General features: G+C 46.4%; 16 protein-coding genes. 1 reads left to right on the top strand and 15 read right to left on the bottom strand.

What is annotated here, in order from left to right:
- Positions 1 to 3: 3 nt before the first annotated feature.
- On the bottom strand, positions 4 to 801 hold the full coding sequence (locus E4V70_RS07440; protein ID WP_122862496.1) for an ABC transporter permease: 798 nt from the start codon (positions 799 to 801) through the stop codon (positions 4 to 6).
- Positions 798 to 1,760 carry an ABC transporter substrate-binding protein gene (locus E4V70_RS07435; RefSeq protein WP_122862495.1) on the bottom strand — a complete coding sequence of 321 codons (963 nt, stop codon included), beginning with the start codon at positions 1,758 to 1,760 and terminating at the stop codon, positions 798 to 800. The genes E4V70_RS07440 and E4V70_RS07435 overlap by 4 nt, the downstream gene beginning before the upstream one ends.
- Before the next feature lie 641 nt (positions 1,761 to 2,401).
- On the opposite strand from E4V70_RS07435, the gene E4V70_RS11115 reads away from it, so the two are divergent.
- Entirely contained in the window at positions 2,402 to 2,527 is a 126-nt protein-coding gene (locus E4V70_RS11115) for a hypothetical protein (protein WP_269472423.1), read from the top strand.
- On the opposite strand, the gene E4V70_RS07425 is transcribed toward E4V70_RS11115, so the two are convergent.
- From E4V70_RS07425 to E4V70_RS07360, 13 genes are all read right to left on the bottom strand, one after another.
- Positions 2,517 to 4,370: a TonB-dependent receptor domain-containing protein gene (locus tag E4V70_RS07425; RefSeq protein ID WP_122862494.1), complete on the bottom strand. Its 1,854-nt coding sequence runs from the start codon at positions 4,368 to 4,370 to the stop codon at positions 2,517 to 2,519. The two genes, E4V70_RS11115 and E4V70_RS07425, sit on opposite strands and share 11 nt — an antisense overlap.
- Before the next feature lie 446 nt (positions 4,371 to 4,816).
- On the bottom strand, positions 4,817 to 5,410 hold the full coding sequence (locus E4V70_RS07420) for a hypothetical protein (RefSeq protein WP_122862493.1): 594 nt from the start codon (positions 5,408 to 5,410) through the stop codon (positions 4,817 to 4,819).
- A 109-nt stretch (positions 5,411 to 5,519) separates the two neighbouring features.
- The gene (locus E4V70_RS07415; protein WP_122862492.1) at positions 5,520 to 6,017 is read right to left on the bottom strand and encodes a TlpA family protein disulfide reductase; all 498 of its coding nucleotides are present in this window, start codon (positions 6,015 to 6,017) and stop codon (positions 5,520 to 5,522) included.
- A 13-nt stretch (positions 6,018 to 6,030) separates the two neighbouring features.
- On the bottom strand, positions 6,031 to 6,768 hold the full coding sequence (locus tag E4V70_RS07410) for an ABC transporter ATP-binding protein (RefSeq protein ID WP_122862491.1): 738 nt from the start codon (positions 6,766 to 6,768) through the stop codon (positions 6,031 to 6,033).
- Between the two features lies 1 nt (position 6,769).
- Entirely contained in the window at positions 6,770 to 7,909 is a 1,140-nt protein-coding gene (locus E4V70_RS07405; protein ID WP_122862490.1) for an ABC transporter permease, read from the bottom strand.
- The gene (locus E4V70_RS07400) at positions 7,896 to 9,176 is read right to left on the bottom strand and encodes an ABC transporter permease (RefSeq protein ID WP_122862489.1); all 1,281 of its coding nucleotides are present in this window, start codon (positions 9,174 to 9,176) and stop codon (positions 7,896 to 7,898) included. Before E4V70_RS07400 ends, E4V70_RS07405 begins: the two co-directional genes overlap by 14 nt.
- Entirely contained in the window at positions 9,173 to 10,540 is a 1,368-nt protein-coding gene (locus E4V70_RS07395) for a Fe-S-containing protein (RefSeq protein WP_122862488.1), read from the bottom strand. Before E4V70_RS07395 ends, E4V70_RS07400 begins: the two co-directional genes overlap by 4 nt.
- Before the next feature lie 65 nt (positions 10,541 to 10,605).
- Positions 10,606 to 11,127, bottom strand: a complete 522-nt coding sequence (locus E4V70_RS07390; RefSeq protein ID WP_009492319.1) for an iron transporter — start codon at positions 11,125 to 11,127, stop codon at positions 10,606 to 10,608.
- Positions 11,128 to 11,204: 77 nt separating this feature from the next.
- Positions 11,205 to 13,181: an FTR1 family iron permease gene (locus tag E4V70_RS07385; protein ID WP_122862487.1), complete on the bottom strand. Its 1,977-nt coding sequence runs from the start codon at positions 13,179 to 13,181 to the stop codon at positions 11,205 to 11,207.
- A 200-nt stretch (positions 13,182 to 13,381) separates the two neighbouring features.
- The gene (gene fdh3B, locus E4V70_RS07380) at positions 13,382 to 13,942 is read right to left on the bottom strand and encodes a formate dehydrogenase FDH3 subunit beta (protein ID WP_122862486.1); all 561 of its coding nucleotides are present in this window, start codon (positions 13,940 to 13,942) and stop codon (positions 13,382 to 13,384) included.
- A 10-nt stretch (positions 13,943 to 13,952) separates the two neighbouring features.
- The gene (locus E4V70_RS07375; protein ID WP_122863694.1) at positions 13,953 to 16,913 is read right to left on the bottom strand and encodes a formate dehydrogenase subunit alpha; all 2,961 of its coding nucleotides are present in this window, start codon (positions 16,911 to 16,913) and stop codon (positions 13,953 to 13,955) included.
- Between the two features lie 11 nt (positions 16,914 to 16,924).
- Entirely contained in the window at positions 16,925 to 17,134 is a 210-nt protein-coding gene (locus E4V70_RS07365) for a twin-arginine translocation signal domain-containing protein (RefSeq protein ID WP_002948952.1), read from the bottom strand.
- Positions 17,135 to 17,468: 334 nt separating this feature from the next.
- Positions 17,469 to 18,176, bottom strand: coding sequence for a thioredoxin domain-containing protein (locus tag E4V70_RS07360; protein ID WP_122863134.1), 708 nt, complete (start codon positions 18,174 to 18,176; stop codon positions 17,469 to 17,471).
- Positions 18,177 to 18,205 lie beyond the last annotated feature (29 nt).

The following is an 18,205-nucleotide window of genomic DNA, read 5'->3' as shown; positions in this document are numbered from 1 at the left end:
AAACTACCTTTTCCACGGCATTAGCGTGATCTTTAGCGGCTCGATCACCAGATACTCAAAAAGCATAATGATAGCGATAGTAAGCACGACGTAGGCCATCACTTCGGTGGTATCTAGCATCACTCTAGCGCTCGCGATCCTAGCGCCCATACCGTCGTTTGCACCCAGTAGCTCGCCCATGATGACGATCTTTACGCCCATACCTACGGCGACGCTTAGAGAGCTGATGATATGGCTAGTTAGGTGCGGAACGTATAGGTGGCGAATCTTTTTGCAAATGCCTAGTTTGTAGGCGTCAAACATCTCCTTTAGCTCCTCGCTAACGCTCATCATGCCGACCATCGAGCTAGCAAAGGTTAGCGGCAAAACCGTGATAATGATCGTAAAGATGGTGCTCGCGTTTCCAAACCCGAACCAAAATATAGCTAAAACGATCCAAATAATAGGCGGCATAGAAAGCAGCGTCGTGATCACGGGCTTTAAAAACGCGGCAAAGCTTCTATATGCTCCCGCAACCAGACCTAGCGTGATACCGATAGCACAGGCCGTACCGACTCCGACTAGCGAGCGCACGAGAGTGATGTTTATCTCGCTGTTTTTATAATCCGCCAAAAGCTCGTAAGCCCGCACGAAAACCGCCTCGGGCGCGGGGAGTAAAAACTCCCCTCCCAGCTCGCTGCCGATCTGCCAAAGCGCGATAATAAGCGCTATCGTGGCAAGTCCGCTAAAGCCGCCCCAAAGGTAGTCTGCGACCTTTAAAAATGCGCCGCGCTCTTTTTTGACGTTATCTATAAGTATCATAAAAATAGGCTCTTATCGGGCATTTTGCCGCCGAGCAGCTTTGGATTAAACTCGAAAATTTGCTCAAAAAACGCCATCACGTCATCTTGCAACTCATGCGCTTTTGTTACTGTTAAATTTGCCTTATCAAAAGCCCCGGCTAGCGCAGGCTCTGGAGCCGGCAGATACTCGGCGCCGATTTTAGCCGCGCTTTGTTTGTTTTCTAGGATCCATTTTAGCGCGCTCGTTAGATCGGCGTGCAGAGTTTCAAAAAGCGTGCGATTTGCCTCGTAGTAGTCCACGTTTACGATGATTCCGGCCATCGGGATGTATGGTTTGGCATTAAAGCTCTCGCCCCAAGTTTTAGGAAAATCAAGCCCGTAATGCACCGCTACGCCCGCTTTTTTACCGCGCAAAATCGTCGCCTCGCTAAGAGGCTGCGGCACGATAAGCACGTCGTAGTCCTTTTGGATAAACAGCCCAACCGCTTCAGGCGGCGTCTGGGTATACGTGATATCAAGCTTGCTCGCGTCTATGCCGCGTTTTTTGCAAAGCGCGCGTAGCACGAGATCGGGCATATCGTTTTTAAACGGCATTATGATTTTTTTGCCGACGAAGTCCTCGAGCGTCTTGATACTCTCGTCTTTTATCATCGCGTTCATAACGCCTAGCGTGAGCAAATTTAACATCGCAAAATTTAACCCCTGATTTCGCAGGTTCGCAGCGACGTTTGAGGGCGACATAGTGACCTTGATATCGCCGCTAGCCACGCCCGCGCGCAGGACGTCCGGAGTGTTCCAGATGCGCAGCTTCACGTCGTGCGTCTTTGCTAGCTCGCCTTGCATGCTTGCTACTGCCATTATCACGCTAGGGATCGCAGGCGCGCCCCACATCGTAAAGTTTTCCTTCGCAAAAAGGCTAGGAGCCATCGTAGTCGCGCCAAGCGCCGCGCCGAGTCCTAAAAATCCTCGTCTGTTCATAACTTTCTCCTTGTATTAAGATTTTAAATTTTATTTCGTTTCGCTTTTGTTCACGGTTAAATTTGAGCTCAAATTTAACCGCGCCGCCCGCCAATTTTTACGCGCTACGCCCTTTATAAATTCGGCTTTGCTTAAATTTGAACTTGCCGCATAGCCGAGTTCGTAGCGCGACTTTGTAAATTTAGATTACGTCGCGTTAAATTTGACTTTTACGCGCCGACGCCTGCTTAAATTTAGCTTTGCGTTAAATTTGACCCACCCAGACCCGCACCGCAAAAATGCTAAATTTACTCGAGGCAAATTTGAGCTTACCTCAACTTATTTTTGATAATTATATCCAAGATTTAAATATAAAACCTTGATTTAAATCTTGGTTTTTTGTTGACTTGGTTCATTAAATTTAAGCTCTCAAATTTATTTTTTTCTTGGGAGGCGGAAGGGGTTTCTACTTACGAAGCGTCGCCCCTTCCGCCCCCAAACCCCCACCAACCCCACTGCACGTGAGAGGTGGCGACATAGCTTTGCTGACGCAAAGCGTTGCAAATTTAAATTTACGTTTTTGCGGTACGGGCCTCGGCGACCCAAATTTGCAAATTTGACTTCAAATTTGAACATAAAACGATAAGGCGAAGTATCGTGAGATGGATTTGAGGGTTGCGAAGAAATTTTCGATCGAAGATAGAACATATAGTTCATCGAGAGAGAAAATTTCTAGCTCCGTTAAAGACGCTCACGATACGAGCCGCCGCTCAAATTTTAAAAGCTAGAGTGGAAGCTAACAAACACCGCCCTCCCCGGCGCACGCACCACCGGATCAGGATCCAGCGCTCCTACGTGCTCGCCGCTGATAAACTCGGCGTAATCTTTATCAAAGATATTCGTCACGCCAAGCCTCACGCCCCAGCTGTTTTTAAACTCAAATCCGCCGTAAACGTCCATCGTCGTAAAGCTCTTAGCCGCTTCGCGCTTGTCGATGCCAAAGCCGGTGGATTTATCGAAATCGCCTCTGTTTTGCTTTGCTACGTAGCGTACCGCCGTGCCGATGTTGTAGCTGCCAAAGCTCGCGTAGTCTTTGTAATCAAAGGCCAAATTTGCCTCAAACGGACGGATCTGATAGAGCGGTCTGCCGTCGGTTTTGTTTTGCCCGTAGTTGTAAAATAACGAAGTTTTTAGCCCGAAATTTAGCGCGAAATTATACTCGCCGCGCAAATTTACGCTGTAAATTCTAGCATCGACGTTGCGCGTGATGACGGCGTTTTTATTCATCGGCGCGGCCGCGGCCGAGTGACGGCGATCGTAGATAACCAGATCCTGCGCATCGTCTGCGATAAAGTACCCGCCCACGCTAAAGCTATCCTCGCCCTGACGCGAACTCATGTATTCTTTATAAAATTCGCTCTTATAGGTAAAGCCCAAATTTACGCGGTTGTGACGCTCGGGCTTTAGCAGCGGGTTGCTCACCCAGCCGTTATTCATCGGACCGTAAAGTGTGTTAAATCGCTCCATGTTGCCAGGTATGCGCTGCAAGCTCTCAAGCGCCGCGTAGTAGCTATCTAGCTCGTTTGGCGTAAAATCGTATTTTAGACTGGCGCTTAGGCCGTCTTGCTTGACGCTACCGTCAAAATCGTAGCCGTAAACGCTACGGACGAGCCCTTTTACCGTCCGAAGCGGCGCGGCGGGCGCAAAATAGGGCTCGTTTAGCCCCTTTAAATTTGACTTCATCCAGTCGTAGTTTAGCGCAAGGCTAAGCTTGTGAGCGTCGCTAAATTTATAACTCAGCGTATCAAAAATCCTCGTTCGCTTATTTGTCACGTCGGCAAATCTATAGCCGTTAAAAACCCAGCCGCCGGGTTGCCTCTGATACCTTTTGCCCTCGTGATTATCGTGCTGATAGCTGATACCCGTAAGATTGTGAAAGTCGCCAAAATCCGCGTCGTATTTTAGCTCGGCATCCACGATTTTTCTATCTATCTCGGCCTTGACCGTTGGTGACGTGCTTCTTAGATGATAGTTGTCGGCGTTTCTGCTCACGTCGCGCAGCATCAGCTCGAAATTTAGCGTATTTGATAGATCCTCCGCGCCGATGCGAGCGTTAAATTTACCGACGTATCGCTCGGTTTTGACGGCGTCCATGAGATGGTGAGGCTGCTTGTCGTCGTCGATATTATCGTGCACGAGCGTAAATCTAAACTCGCTTAGCTCGCTAGGCACGAAACCCACGACCGCGCTTTGCCCCTGCCTGGCGTAGCCGTAGTTCCACGTCCTGCCGCCGCCGTCTTTGTAGCGGTTGGCTTTAGAAAAGTTCGCGTTTAAAATCGTGTAGAAATTTGCGCCGCGGTATTTAAAAAGTCCCGAACCGTAAAACGTCCTGCCGTAAAAGCCGCCCGCGACGTGAAATTTATCCATAGAATTATCGAGCAAATCCGTCACGAAAAAATAATCATCCCTTGGCGCGCGGTCGAATTGATTTTCGGGAAACGCGCTTTGGGCGATGTTTGGCGTATAAGGCGGCGGAGGCGTGAAATCCTTTACCGGCTTTATGACGTCGGGATTTGCGCCGTTTGCAAATAGCGCCGTCGCAGCCGCAGCCAGACTGATAGCTAATCTCATTTAAGATCCTTTATGATAATTTTGATTTTTCGTATCACAATTATATAGAAAAGTATTTGAGTATTTCTTGATTTTCATTAAGATAAGATTTATAAATTTTCGCGCGGCTTGGTTTGCAGACGGCGGCAAATTTGATGTTAGCGGAGTTAAATTTGATAAACGTAAATTTTAGGCAAAGAGTGAATGGCCTGAATCGATACGTCAAAATTAAAAACTCGTATTAACATTTTCAGGGTGCAGGTCTTGGTGACTCAAATTTATAAATTTAATGTCAAATTTGAACGTAAAACGATAAGGTGCAGTATTTTTTTGCTAGACAAGGCGGAATTTAAATTTTAAGCGCAGGCTAGACCTCTGCTTGCAGTTGCGAGCAAAGCGAAGCAAAGATAGTCTGCCGAGCTTAAAATTTAAATTTCAACGCAGTATAGCGGAAAAAGACAAGCCGTTTAAGGATAAAAGAAACTAAGTATCTGCGTCGCCGCCTTCTCTTCTATATACGGGATTATGTAGCTTGGCGAATAAAGATTTTGGCCGCTTTCGATCTCGAGATTCGTCCTTTGTTCGCTGCCGTTTGCACGGATCATCACGCTAATAAAGGCTCTGTAAAGATAATAATCCGTCCTGTCGTAAAAATCATCGTCAAACGGGTCACCAAAAAGCATACCAAAGCCCATACTGCGCCTGTATCCGTAGCTACCGAAACCATAACCCATGCTCATATATGCGCGCGGACGTTCGCGTCGCTCAAAGCGCTGCAAGCTCGCAAAATCGCCCATTATCACGATATCGGCGCTCTTTTGATCCATGCTTTGGGTAAAGCCGTTTTGCAGTAGTTTGTTTCGCACGGTATTTTCTAGCGTGTTTGCGTAGCCGCAGGAGTTTTTAAAATAAACATAGACGCTGCGAGAGGCTTTTTTTACGTCGCCGTTAGTGATAAAAATAGGCATCGTGCTTCTAGCGTAAAGCTCGGGCGTGCGGGGCTCGCCGCAGCCTACGAAAAAAATCGCAAATAGCAAAAAAGAGAAAATTTTTAGTTTCATTTCGCGTCTCCTTATTCAAATTTGACCGCCGCAAATTTAACGCGGACGGGTCAAATTTAGGATCAAATTTAAGCGTATTTTACTACTAAATCTTTACGTTTGAGTAAATTTATAATACCAGCTTGATCTCGTTTTCTAGAGCGGCTTTTGGAGTGAGTCCTATGAAGCGCTTTTTGAGATTACCCTCGCCGTCAAAGACGAAGATCGCAGGCACGCCCATCACACCGCCGACGGCCTTGCTGAAATAATCGACCGAAACTTTATCGCTAATGACGTCGTAGTCGATATGATGCTGCCTTACCATGTCGATATCTTTATCAAATCCAAGGCTGGGTCCAAATATCCCGTAAACACCAAATTTGTCCTTAAACTCGGAGTAAATTTCATTTACGATCGGAGCTTGCGCTACGCAGGCGCCGCAGGATGTGCCAAAGAAAAAGAGCATATAGGGCTTGCCGTCCGTTTTAAGCCGCCTGCCCTCGGGAAAATAGTGCGTATCGACGCCCTTTGGCGAGTTTAGGCTAATGTGGTGCTTGTCAAAGCCGCTATTTCCGCAGCCCGCTATCATCGCCGCCGCAAAGACTAATAATATATATTTTTTTATCATAATTCTCCCAAATTTAAACCGTCGCAAAGGCGCTTTGACCCTTTGGCTCACTTGCTAGCCTCTCGCATGCCTCCGCGCGCTCGCCGTCGCTCACGTGGTGAATATTTTCCATCTTGCCGTGCCTTAGATAGACGATCTTATCGCCAAACTGCCCAAGATCAGGGTTGTGCGTGATGAGCAGGATCGTTTTGCCCTCGCTTCGCAGCTTTTGAAACAGCTCCAAAACTACGCGCTCGTTTGCTTCATCTAGGTTGCCCGTCGGCTCGTCGGCTATCAAGATATCAGGATCGTTGATCAGGGCACGCGCGATGCACAGACGCTGCTGTTCGCCGCCGCTAAGCTGACTAGGGCGGTGATCTAGCCTGTGTCCTAGACCAACCCGCTCGAGCGCCTTTTTAGCGTCCTCTTCATCCACGCTGCTGTGGTAGTACTGCGCTATCATCACGTTTTCGACGCAGTTTAGGTAGGGGATGAGGTGAAACTGCTGAAATATCAGCCCGATCTTTTCGCGGCGAAATTTGAGCGTCTCCTCGTCGCTAAGTCTGCTAGCGTCGTCTCCGCCTAGCGTGTACGTGCCGGCTGTAGGCTCATCCATCAGCGAGAGGATATTTACCAGCGTACTTTTGCCGCTGCCGCTTGGCCCCATTATGCTGACCCACTCGCCGGCGTTTACGTCAAAGGTAATGCCCTCTAGCGCTCTTACTTCGCCAAATCTTTTTTCTATCCCGTTTAATCTTATCGCGTATTGCATATCATTCTCCTCTTAAAATATCAGCCATCTTGTTTTCCAGCGCCCGTTTGATCGGATAGATCGAGGCTACGCCTGCGAAAACGAGCGAGATAACCATCGCTATCGGTATGCTCATAAATCTAAAATCTATGCTCGAATCAAAAATCGCGTAACCTAAAATTTGCGCTAAGCCGTAGCCCAAAATAGCGCCCGCCAAAGCCGCCGCAAATGCCGTAACGAAGGTCTCGACGCCGAACAAATTTAGCACGTTTTTCTTGCTGGCTCCCAGCGCTCTAAGCAGCGCGATCTCCTTTGAGCGCGAGAACAAAATCGCGCTTAGCGTCGTGTTTACGCACATAGAAGTGATGAGCAAGATAACAAAGCTAACAAGCGCCATCAAAAGCTTAATCTTGTCTAAAATTAGACCCTCTGATTTTGAAATTTTAGCCACGGGTTTAACGGAAATTTGCTCGTCGCTAAGACTTTTGCCAAGCTCGCTTATGTAGTCAAATTTGCCCGTTACTACGGCCTCAGCGTAGTTTAGCGTGTTTGGCTCGTTTGCTATCTTTTGCGCTAGAGGTAGCGAGATGATGAGCAGCGAGTCCTCTTTGTCGCCATCTTGGACTATACCGCGGATTTTTACCTTTTCGCCAGCGTTCGCACCGATTTGTCTTATCTCGATCGTATCGCCGACCTTAAAGCCGCTTTGTTTGGCTAGATCGGTGCCGATTAGCACGTTTCTATCATCAAAATCAATCGTGATGTCCTGCCCTTCTTTGACCTCCAAAAACGGCTTGACCTTTTTTAGGTCGCTAAATTTAACACCCATCGCGATCGTGTTCGTCGGTCCGATATTTACCTGCGTGAAAAGATACCCGCTTTGCCCCAGCAGCTTATCGCTTGGGATTTTGGCGATCTTTTCGTTAAATTTAGTCTCATTTATCGTGTCGCTCACCGGATCAGCTGGCGCGAAAACCACGTTTGCACCGTAGCTTTTTAGCTCTTTTGTCACCTTTGAGTCGATGTCAAGATAGACATTTACAAACGCCGCCGTCACGCACGCACCAAGCAATATGGAGACGACGATGACGCCCACGCGAGCCGCTCCAAAGCGCAGACTTTTGAAAATTACATTGTAAAAAAAGCCGTTATTTGCGATCATATAAAACCTCCGCAGGCAAGAGTTTGACGACACTTCTCATCGGCACAAGTGAGCCCACGATCGAGATCAAAAGCGCAAAGGCGATACTTAGCGGCAGCACGATCCACGCCACGCCGATACCGTAGCCAAAGATACTATAAGCGATCGCGTAGCTTAGCGCGTAGCCCAAAAACGCTCCCAAAATGCCGGCAAAAAATGCCACGACAAGGCTTTCGCTGGCAAAAAGGGCGTAAATTTCAAAGTTGCTTGCCCCGATAGCTTTTAGCAGACCTATTTCTTTTTTGCGTCTGTAAATTTCGCTGGTCATTAGCGAAGTAATGCCGATAGATGCGACCGCGAGCGCGATGATGCTCACGATCCCCATCAGACTTTGGATTTTTTTCACGATATTGCTCTCAGCGTCGCTAACCTGCATCATCGCCTTTGCCGAGACGCCAGCATAGTTTTCCTCGATCTGATAGGCTATCGAGCTAACATACGCCGAGCAGTACCACATATCGTATTCTGCGCTGTCGAGGTTGTCAAGGTTGCGCCTCGCCTTTACAGAGAGGTCATTTTCAGGGATCGTTATGGCTGAGACTTCGGCTTTTGAGTAAAGTCCGGGCTTATTTAACAGCTCCTGCGCAAATTTAAGAGAAGTCACGATCTTGTAGCTCTCCTCGCCAGCTCCTTTTAAGATACCAGCGATCTTCGCGCTGCGTCCGTTTAAATTTAACTCATCGCCCGTTTTTAAATTTTGCTTTTTGGCTAAATTTTCGCCCACGAGCACGTTTTGTGTGTCATCATCCTCGATCCATTTGCCTTCAACCGCCCAAAATCCAAACAGCGTCTTCACGCCCGTTTTAAACTCGGCTTCATCAGCGACATTTGCAAATTTATCAAACCACGTTCCCACAATCTTGTATTTCTCGCCATTTGCGGACTTCACTTCGCCATAAAGAAACGGCGCAAACGCGACGATGTTGTTTCGCCAAAAAATTTCTTTTACCTTGTGCAAGTCCTCTTCGTTTAGGTAGTTTTGCGATTTGAGCGGAGTGAAATTTTTGCCCTCGATCTCGATGGCTAGAGCTTCGCCTTTTGGCAAGACGACGATGTTTGAGCCATATCCGCGCAGCTCGCTGGCTATTTGATCGCCGATTTTGAGCGTGATATTTAGCATGCACGCTATCAAAACCGTCGCCAAAAGTATCGTGATAAACGCCATACCTTTTTGCACTTTGCTGCCAGTTATGGAGCTTTTGATGAGTCTTAGTTGCATATTTTTCATTTTAAAGTCCCGTTTATATCGACGTATTTTTCAGGGTGGGCTTCAAATTCCGCCTGCGTTTTTTCATTTTCAAAAAAGTAAGTCCTGTTGTAGTAAAGATACGATTTTGACGTGAGATTGCTTACTTTTTTGCGGCTGACGGGGTCAAGCACCATTTTTTCGACTACTTTTGAGAAGAAATTTGCCCCACCTTGGATAGTTTCAAGGCTCACGGTTACAAATTTACCGTCGTAGTCAAATTTCATCGGTATCGGGTTGCAGCCACCGTCTTTGCCAACGGACGGCAAGAAAATGCGCACATTGCACGAAATGCAGATTAGGTCGTTGCCCTTTTTGACGTAGCCCATATCGCCGCATATCGCGCACGAGTCAAAGACTATGACGGGCGAGGCGCGGTCGGCGAAGCGATTTAACAAGAAAAAGCGGATTTCCTTGCCTTCGTCGTTGATGTAAGCGTAGCGGTGCAGGTCATTGTCAGCGAGCTGTGCCACGTCAAATTTAAACTCATTATTCACTGGCTCGACGATGATCGGGGTCGAGATCTCAGGCGGACGCGAGGCGTAAAGGTCGTAATAAAGCCCGAAAACTAGGGCGATAACGACGATGAGCGATGAGCCGTTTGAGTTTGTCGCCATAAAATCTCGCACGGCGTTGTTAAATCTAAATTTGTTCGAGCCCACGACTGATTTTACGAGTGGGGCGGGGCGTTTTTTAAAATTTATAGCCGCCAAAACTAAAACTAAAAATATAAAAAAATACTGCGAAAAGGTCGTGTAGTAAATGCCCTTAGCCACGAGCGAGAGCGCCCACGGATATGTAGGTATCATACCCGCTCGCATAAACTCGAGCCCCGTGTTTGAAAGAGCCTGCACTATCAAAACCGCAAGCGAAAGAAGCGAAAACATCCATAAGACGTGCTTGCATAGGCACTCTTTTAAATTTGAAACGACGAAAAATAAAATCAGTAAAAGCAAAAATGCAAATATCATCAAAAATAGGCTGATGATGGACTGCGTATCGAGTAGTTCGCCGGCAAATACCGGAAAATTCGCGCTAGCGTGAGCGTAGGTTAAACCGTAGCCCGCGCCCAAGGCGAAAAACGTTATCATCTTTGCAGGGTTAAATTTGATAAAAATCCAAAGCGCGCTAACTAGCAAAAATACCAAAGTAGCCGCATCAAATGCCATTTTCACGCCTGCGTCGTGAAGCGTGAGTCTAGCGATCTTAAAAACAACTATGCCTGCTGCAATACCCAAAACCGAGGGTAAAAACAGCGCTTTTAGGCTCTTTTTGTCGTTGTTTAACGCTGCAAAAAGGACAAATCCCAGTAACGATGAGATAACTTGGACAAAATATATAGACATGATTAGCCCTGTAATTTGAGAATTTGAATAAAATTTAGAGCGGACTTAGCCGCTCTAAGCCCGAATTATTTAGCAGGCGCTCCGGTATATTGGAATTTATAGGTTGTAGTGAACGGCTCAAACCATTTACCTACGCCGGTTTCTTTGTCCGCGTGACGACCGAAGCCTTGTTTTTCAGGATTTTCTATATGAAATTTTAGCTCGTAGTTGCCCACGCCTGCGTCCATTTTTAGGTTAGCGCCGTAGTGTGGGCCGTCGCTTGCAACCATAGGCATAAATGTTCCTTTTTTGACTTTGCCGTTATCAAGGTTTTTTAGCTCGTAGTTGATTTTTAGATACGGTATCCACTCGCCAGCACCAAAGCCGTTTTTGTTGCCTTCGATAGCGTGGATGTCAGCCTCTAGGTGGATGTCAGCTTTGCTTGGTGCAAGGTCGATGCCTTTTGGCTCCATGTCAATCGGCTCTAGATAGACCGCAGCTATCTCCATGCCGTTGATCTCTACCGGATCGCCGATAGGAAACTCGCCTGCAACGGCAACTGAAGCGGCAAGGCTAAATGCCAAAGCTGTTTTAACAAATTTGTTCATACTTTCTCCTTTAAATTTGGTTTGCAAATTTTAGTTTTACACCTTTCGGAAACCTGCGCGAGCAGGAAAGTTTAAATTTAAGCCTGCTTAGCTTGCTTTCTTTTCATTATGATTATACCAACGACCAAAGCCGTGATCATTAAAATTTGTGGTATCAAGCTCTCATAGTATGGCTTCAAGCCAAACCAATCGCCCATCCATTGCGGGAATTCTAGACCGTTTATGATACTCGGAACGAAAATTTTACCCTCGACCAGCTCCATCACGCCCTTGCCGACAAAGACGATCGACATATAAAATATGATCGCTGATGTAAAGATGAAAAATGGCTTGATGGGAATTTTGATAGAAAATTTCTTAAACACAAAATACACAACAAGCAGTATCGCAAGACCGATGACAAAGCCAGCGCCGATAGCCGAGTAGCCACTACTGTCTTTGGCATCAAATATAAGCGACTGATAAAATAGCACCGTCTCTGCGCCCTCTCTAAACACGGCTAAAAATACCGTCCACCAAAGTGCCGCAGTAGATTCATTTTTTAAAGACTCGCTGACATGAGATTTGATATATTCGTTCCATTTTTTCGCACCTGCGTTTGATAGTAGCCAAAAGCCAACGTAAAAGAGTAGCCCTGTGGCTATGAGCATGACGATGCCCTCCATCAGCTCGCGCTTTTGACCAGCTGCTTGACCAAAGATGACGTTCATGATCCACGCCATGACAAAGCTCAAAACGACTGCCACGCCGACCGAGCTATATACAACCTTGCCCATTTTGGCGTTATTGCCAGTTTTTATTAGGTAGGCAACGACGGCTGCTACGATGATGAGAGCCTCAAAACCCTCGCGCAAGATGATGGTAAATGCCGAGATGAATAAAAACCAAGGTGAAGTCGGAGTGCTGGTTTTGCCCAGAGCCGTGTTTAGCTGGTCGCTCATAGTGGCTGCGGCGGCTTCTATCTTATCTATGCTAGCACCTGATTTCATCAAAGCCGGGATAGCACCAAAGCTTCCCTCGATAGCGGTTTTTAAATTTACATCGCGAGCTCCGACGCTGTTTTCCATACCGCTGCCTTCAAACTCGTCAAAATATAAATCCTGCACGTCAGCGATCGCCTTTTGGACGTTTCCAGCCTTGTAGTCTTGTATCGCTTCTGCGATCTTGGCATTGATATTTGCGACAACTTGGGTAAAGTCTGTCGCGCCACTATCCTCGCCATCATCAGGCAAGGTTACATTTGTAGCCAGCGCGCCAGAGTCGGCAGGCAGCTTTGCTACGGTTTCAAATATGATCTTATCAAGCTCTTCTAAATTTGACTTTAACACATCAGCTGCGACGTCGCCGTTTATCGCGATGATCGCCGAGCCCATTCTTTTTTGGATGTCGCCATCTATTCCCTGCCCGCCATCTACAAATTTACGCACGGCCTCTTCGAGCTTGGTGTTGCGATAAAGCTCAAATTTAGCCTTGTTGTTTATCGCTTGTTTTGCGGCTTCTTTATCACCCTTTTCGTATGCGGCGGACGCGGCGTCAAGGGCTGATTTTATATCATTATAAACGACTTGCCAGTGTGGCTCAATGTTTGTGCTCGCTGTTTGCGTGGTGGCTGGCGCATTCGCGTCGGTAGCGGTATTTGCGGCAGTGTCAGCATTTTTTGGGTCGGAGTATTCGGCTATAAGCTTGTGTCCTGAATTTATGATAGGCAAGACCTCGTCCATCTCTTTTGAGAGATTATCCATAATCGCTTGTATCTCTTCGACCGACTTTTTGGCGACGATGGCTTTTCTTATATCACCAAATTGCTTCTCCATCGCATAGGCTTTTTTCTGTCCTAAATTTATCCTTATGCCAGCTTCTATATTTTCAAAATGCCCAAAATACGCATTTTGAACGTTTGTCTTGGCTTCATCTATCTTGCCGTCCTTGTACTGCTGCATGATACTTACAAACGAATCTTTTATGCTCTGTATCTCAGGACCGTAGTCGGCGTCCTGTGCACTTAGCATAAAGGGGATAAACAAAGCAAGTATAAATTTCAAAAATTTACTCATAAAAACTCCGATAAAATATGTTTTAATCCCCTATTTTATCATTTCAAAACTTTAGCGAAAATAAAAACGGCTATCAAGTATCAATCTTATCAACAAGCTATTTTTTTTGATTATCAGATTGATCCGACTTTGAAATTTGAGTAAATTTAAGAGGTAAAATTTGAAAGAAAATTCGGGAGCGAGCCGCCCCCGAAATTGAGTTAGATAGTAGTACCCGCTTGTCTCAGCATAACGCGCTTGCGAAATACATTTGAAACTTCGGCTGCGTCGCCCACAAGTAGAGCGTTCGTAGCGCAAACGGCGGCACACATAGGGACTTTGCCCTCTGAGATACGGTTTTGACCGTACATATGAAGCTCCTCGTGAGAGTTCGTCTCCTCAGGGCCTCCCGCACACATGGTGCACTTATCCATAGCGCCTTTTATACCAAACGCCCCGTCTCTAGGGAACTGCGGCGCACCGAACGGACATGCGTATAGGCAGTATCCGCAGCCGATGCATTTGTTTTTATCGTGAAGCACGATACCGTCGGCTCTGATGTAAAAACAATCCACCGGACACACCTGCTCGCAAGGAGCATCGGTGCAGTGTTGGCAGGCTATCGTAGTCGATACTTCCTTGCCCTCTATACCGTCGTTTAGCGTGATCACCTTGCGGCGGTAGAGCCCCACAGGGAGCTCGTGAGCCGAAGAGCAAGCGACCTGGCATCCAAAGCAGCTGATACATCTGTTTGTATCTACGAAAAATTTCATTCTTGCCATCTCTTACTCCTTAGACTCTATTTTCGCCATATTCGTGGAAGAAGGTGTTAAAGCCCTCTCCGTCCGCTTTTTCTATCCTGCAAAGTCCGGCGTTAAATTCCGAAATTTGAGTAACCGGGTCAAAGCCGTAGTTTGTTACGGTATTAAAGCTCTCGCCGATCGTATAAGGCTTAGTGCCCTCAGGATAGCGATCCTCTAAGCTCACGCCTTGCATAACGCCCGCGAAGTTATACGGCATACAAATTCTATCCGGCGTAACCATCTGAGTATGGTAGCAACGAACCTTGATCTTAGTGCCTTGCGGAGAGTGGATCCACATCATATCGCGATCTTGGATGCCGTATTTTAGAGCAAGCTCAGGGTGAACGTTAGCAAACATCTCAGGTGTGATCGCCGCTAGATACTTACTCGTTCGCTCGATCATACCAGCACCGCTTAGGTTTACTAGGCGCAATGTACTAAATACGATAGGGAATTCCTTACTCCAGTCTTTTGCTTGTTGCTCGGATTTATATTTCGTTTCGACGCGGAAGTTTCTAGCCTGATCGTCGAAAGTCGGGTATTTTTGTACCAAATCCCAGCGCGGAGAGTGGATAGGCTCGCGGTGTTTAGGGATTGGATCTAGGAATTCCCAAACGATCATTCTAGCCCTTGCGTTACCAAACGGCACTACGCCTTTTTCGCGGCATTTTTCTAAGATAAGTCCGCTATGGTCCGTACTCCAAGTAGCTCCCATCAGCCTTTTTTCTTCTTCGGTTAAGGTTATGCCTAGGACTTTTTCGATATTTTCTTTAGTAATTTGCGGATAGCCGCCTTTTACGTCCGATCCTACCAAAGTCGTATCCTCGCTAGCTAGCTGACTAACGCCGTTATGCTCTAAGCCGAAACGATTTCTAAATCCGCAACCGCCCTCTGCGTAAGACTTGCTCATATCATAAAGTATCGGCGTACCAGGGTGTTTTTCGTCCCATGCCGGCCAAGGCTTACCGTAGTATTCGCCTTTTACGTCGCCGCCGATACCCATTAGCGTATCAGGGTCGAAATTTTGCCAGTTAGCCTGATGTCTTCTAAACATCTCGGCCGTTCTACCGGTGTAGCCGATAGATTTGCCCATACGAGCTATCTCGTTTGTAGCGTCGTCAGGCCATACAAAGTCGTCTTTAACTTGTTTTGGCTCGTGATTCACGGTCGCCATCTTCATGCCTTTTACGTACTCGTCATAAAAGCCAAATTTTTTAGCAAATAAGAACATAACGTCTTGGTCAGCCTTGCTCTCGTAAAGTGGCTCAACGACTTTCGTTCTCCATTGACCAGAGCGGTTAGTCGAGCTTATATGACCTTCGTTTTCAAACGCAGTAGCCACCGGAAGTACGTAAATTCCGTCTTTTCTATCTGAAAGGATAGCAACCTCGTTTACGAACGGCTCCGCAACGACTAGCATATCTAGCTTGTCGACGGCTTGCTGAATTTTTGTAAGGTGCGCCATAGAGGTGATACCTGTTCCTTGCACCCAAAGAACGCGAAGTTTGCCGCTAGTAAAAGTCTTTTCCTCTTTTAAAACTCCTTGCCACCATTTTGATAGCGACCAGCCTTTTTCGTTTCTCCAGTTTCTATCTTCCGGATTTTGCGGATCGTGATAAAAATACTCTTCAAATACGGTATTTTTTACCGGAGCGCCGCCTTGTTTCGGCTCTTTTGTCGAAACCGCAAATCGTTTGATAAACTCGTCGTAATCAACGCCCCAGCCTTTGCAGTAGTATTTCCAAGAAGCATCCGTTAGCCCGTAATACATCGGCAAGCTATCGGAAAGGTTACACATATCGGTAGAGCCCTGAACGTTATCGTGACCGCGGATGATGTTACAGCCGCCGCCCGGTTTACCCATATTGCCTAGGATTAGTTGAAGGATAGGTAAAATTCTGGTATTTGACGTTCCTACCGAGTGTTGAGTGATACCTAGAGCCCAGATAACCGTTCCAGGTTTCGTATGCGCCATTATGTTAGCAGCCTCTATGAGTCTATCTACCGGTACGCCCGTAACGTCCGAAGTAAGCTCAGGAGTCCAGTGTTCGGCCTCTTTTCTAACCTCTTCGATACCGTAGGTTCTGTTTTCTAAAAATTCTTTATCTTCCCAGCCGTTTTTAAGGATAATGTGAATAAGTCCGTAAATAAGAGCTACGTCCGTTCCTGAACGCTGACGCAAGTAAAGATCCGCGTGCGCAGCCGTTTTAGTAAAATTCGGATCCGCTACGATTAATTTTGCGTTGTTTCTATCTTTGGCTTGCAACATATGCTTCATGCCACCGACGGGATTTGCCACAGCCGAATTCGCACCGATACAAAAGATCGCTTTTGAATTTGCCGTCATATCTCCAAAGTGATTCGTCATCGCGCCATAACCCCAAGTATTCGCCACACCGGCGACTGTTGCGCTATGTCAAATGCGTGCTACGTGATCGTTGCTGTTTGTACCCCAAAACGCCGCAAATTTGCGGAAATAGTAAGCCTGCTCATTGTTAAATTTGGCTGAGCCCAAGAAAACTACGCTATCAGGGCCGTCTTCTTTACGGATTTGTAGCATCTTGTCGCCGATTTCGTTTACGGCTTGTTCCCAGCTGATGCGCTCCCATTTTCCGTTTACTTTTTTCATCGGAAATTTGATGCGTTGTTTTGATTTCGTAAGGTCGATCTGATCGATTCCCTTAGAGCAGTGCGAACCTTGAGAGATCGGGTGGTACATAGCCATATCTTGGCGTACCCATACTCCGTCTTTTACCTCGGCTTCGATACCGCAGCCCGCCGAACAAATAGAACAAATCGTTCTAACCTTTTTTGAACCTTCGTAAGGATTTTTTATCTCCTCGTTGGTTGCCTTTCTAAACGTCTCGTTTTCGCCAAATGCCATCGTGCTACCGGTACCAAGAGCGGCAAGCTTCAAAAACGAGCGTCTTCCTATGCGTGAATCACTCATGGTTTTCTCCCTTAGTAAGCGATCTTATAGTAGTATTCCCACTCTTTGCTTTTTTTGTAAAGCACCTCTTTTTTGCTCGACTTGCCGACAACTACGCCGTTGTCGTCAGGAGCAAGCTCGTCGCTAGTCGGTTTTGCGATAGCTGCGGCGGCCAATACGGTTCCGCCTACCGCGCCGACCTTCAGAGATTTTTTGAGAAAATCTCGTCTTGATCCTTGCATGTTTTCTCCTTATTAATCCCAAATTTGAAATTTTTGAGACGTTTTTAGAAAGATATTGTTCAAATTTTGCATATTTCCTAGGCGTAGTGCGCCTTACAGGCGCGTATTTTAGGGCACTTGCATATTTTAAAATATCACTGTGCAAATTTAGCATATTTTGAGAATAAACGAAGTAAAAATATTAGATTAATTATGAAACTTAATAAATAGTTAAGGAAACCTAAAATTTAGCTTAAATTTCAATACTACATATCAAGTTATAAAAGTATACTTTATGAAAATTTAGGGCTTTTGAGCTAAATCTGGTAAATTTAGCTCAAATTTGCGTTAGTGATTATTTTTGTAGGTCGCTTAAATTTACTATAAAAGGCACGGAGCGAACGCCGGCGGCGGAGTATTTTTGTCTTAAATTATCCATCGCTTTAACGTCCGCGTCGCTAACGGCGCCGTCTGCTACCTTATAGTCGTCCGCGAAATATTTTCGTAAAATTTTGATCTTGTCGCTATCGGTTTTCGCGCTTGCTGCGTCTTTATATATCAAAAAGCTCTTTTGCAAAGACGAAACGTCGTGAACCGGAGTTAAGATTAGCTTTACGTTGCTTTCTTTTAGCGTCGCTTCGATCTTTTCAAGCTCTAGGCGGCAGTACGGGCACTCAGGATCCGAAAACATCACGATAGTAGGCTTTTTAGAGTCGTTTCCTAGAGTGATGATGTTTTCTTTTTGCTCGCTTTTATAGACTTTTGAGATGTTTTTCGCCGCTATTTCCTTTTTTATCTCTTGCATGTAGGCTTTTTGCGCTTTTAGGTCGATGATGTCGGGGAAAAGCAGGTCGCCTTTAGTAAAGATAACCTCGTCTTGGCTGACTTGGCCGTTACTCAAATTTACCACGACCGCTTCGATGCCGTCGGCTATCGGTTTACGCTCAGTTACGTTTACTTTCACGCCCTCGCCGACCATCTGTGAATAAAAACCTACCACTTGCTCGTTTGACGCCGCAAACATCGCAGAGGCCGCCATTAGCGACAAAACTATTTTTTTCATTTCATTCCTTTTTAAAAATTTGCGCGGAT

The organism is Campylobacter showae (assembly GCF_900699785.1).
Lineage (GTDB): Bacteria > Campylobacterota > Campylobacteria > Campylobacterales > Campylobacteraceae > Campylobacter_A > Campylobacter_A showae_D.
Note: the sequence above shows the minus strand (reverse complement) of the source record. Positions and strands in the feature narration are given on the sequence as shown.

What these genes read in the sequence shown, in the direction of transcription:
- E4V70_RS07420 (WP_122862493.1), bottom strand. Translation starts at nt 5,410, where the DNA reads ATGAAACTAAAAATTTTCTCTTTTTTGCTATTTGCGATTTTTTTCGTA.
- E4V70_RS07360 (WP_122863134.1), bottom strand. Translation starts at nt 18,176, where the DNA reads ATGAAAAAAATAGTTTTGTCGCTAATGGCGGCCTCTGCGATGTTTGCG.
- E4V70_RS07390 (WP_009492319.1), bottom strand. Translation starts at nt 11,127, where the DNA reads ATGAACAAATTTGTTAAAACAGCTTTGGCATTTAGCCTTGCCGCTTCA.
- E4V70_RS07405 (WP_122862490.1), bottom strand. Translation starts at nt 7,909, where the DNA reads ATGATCGCAAATAACGGCTTTTTTTACAATGTAATTTTCAAAAGTCTG.
- fdh3B (WP_122862486.1), bottom strand. Translation starts at nt 13,942, where the DNA reads ATGGCAAGAATGAAATTTTTCGTAGATACAAACAGATGTATCAGCTGC.
- E4V70_RS07425 (WP_122862494.1), bottom strand. Translation starts at nt 4,370, where the DNA reads ATGAGATTAGCTATCAGTCTGGCTGCGGCTGCGACGGCGCTATTTGCA.
- E4V70_RS07410 (WP_122862491.1), bottom strand. Translation starts at nt 6,768, where the DNA reads ATGCAATACGCGATAAGATTAAACGGGATAGAAAAAAGATTTGGCGAA.
- E4V70_RS07415 (WP_122862492.1), bottom strand. Translation starts at nt 6,017, where the DNA reads ATGATAAAAAAATATATATTATTAGTCTTTGCGGCGGCGATGATAGCG.
- E4V70_RS07385 (WP_122862487.1), bottom strand. Translation starts at nt 13,181, where the DNA reads ATGAGTAAATTTTTGAAATTTATACTTGCTTTGTTTATCCCCTTTATG.
- E4V70_RS07395 (WP_122862488.1), bottom strand. Translation starts at nt 10,540, where the DNA reads ATGTCTATATATTTTGTCCAAGTTATCTCATCGTTACTGGGATTTGTC.
- E4V70_RS07440 (WP_122862496.1), bottom strand. Translation starts at nt 801, where the DNA reads ATGATACTTATAGATAACGTCAAAAAAGAGCGCGGCGCATTTTTAAAG.
- E4V70_RS07400 (WP_122862489.1), bottom strand. Translation starts at nt 9,176, where the DNA reads ATGAAAAATATGCAACTAAGACTCATCAAAAGCTCCATAACTGGCAGC.
- E4V70_RS07435 (WP_122862495.1), bottom strand. Translation starts at nt 1,760, where the DNA reads ATGAACAGACGAGGATTTTTAGGACTCGGCGCGGCGCTTGGCGCGACT.
- E4V70_RS11115 (WP_269472423.1), top strand. Translation starts at nt 2,402, where the DNA reads ATGGATTTGAGGGTTGCGAAGAAATTTTCGATCGAAGATAGAACATAT.
- E4V70_RS07365 (WP_002948952.1), bottom strand. Translation starts at nt 17,134, where the DNA reads ATGCAAGGATCAAGACGAGATTTTCTCAAAAAATCTCTGAAGGTCGGC.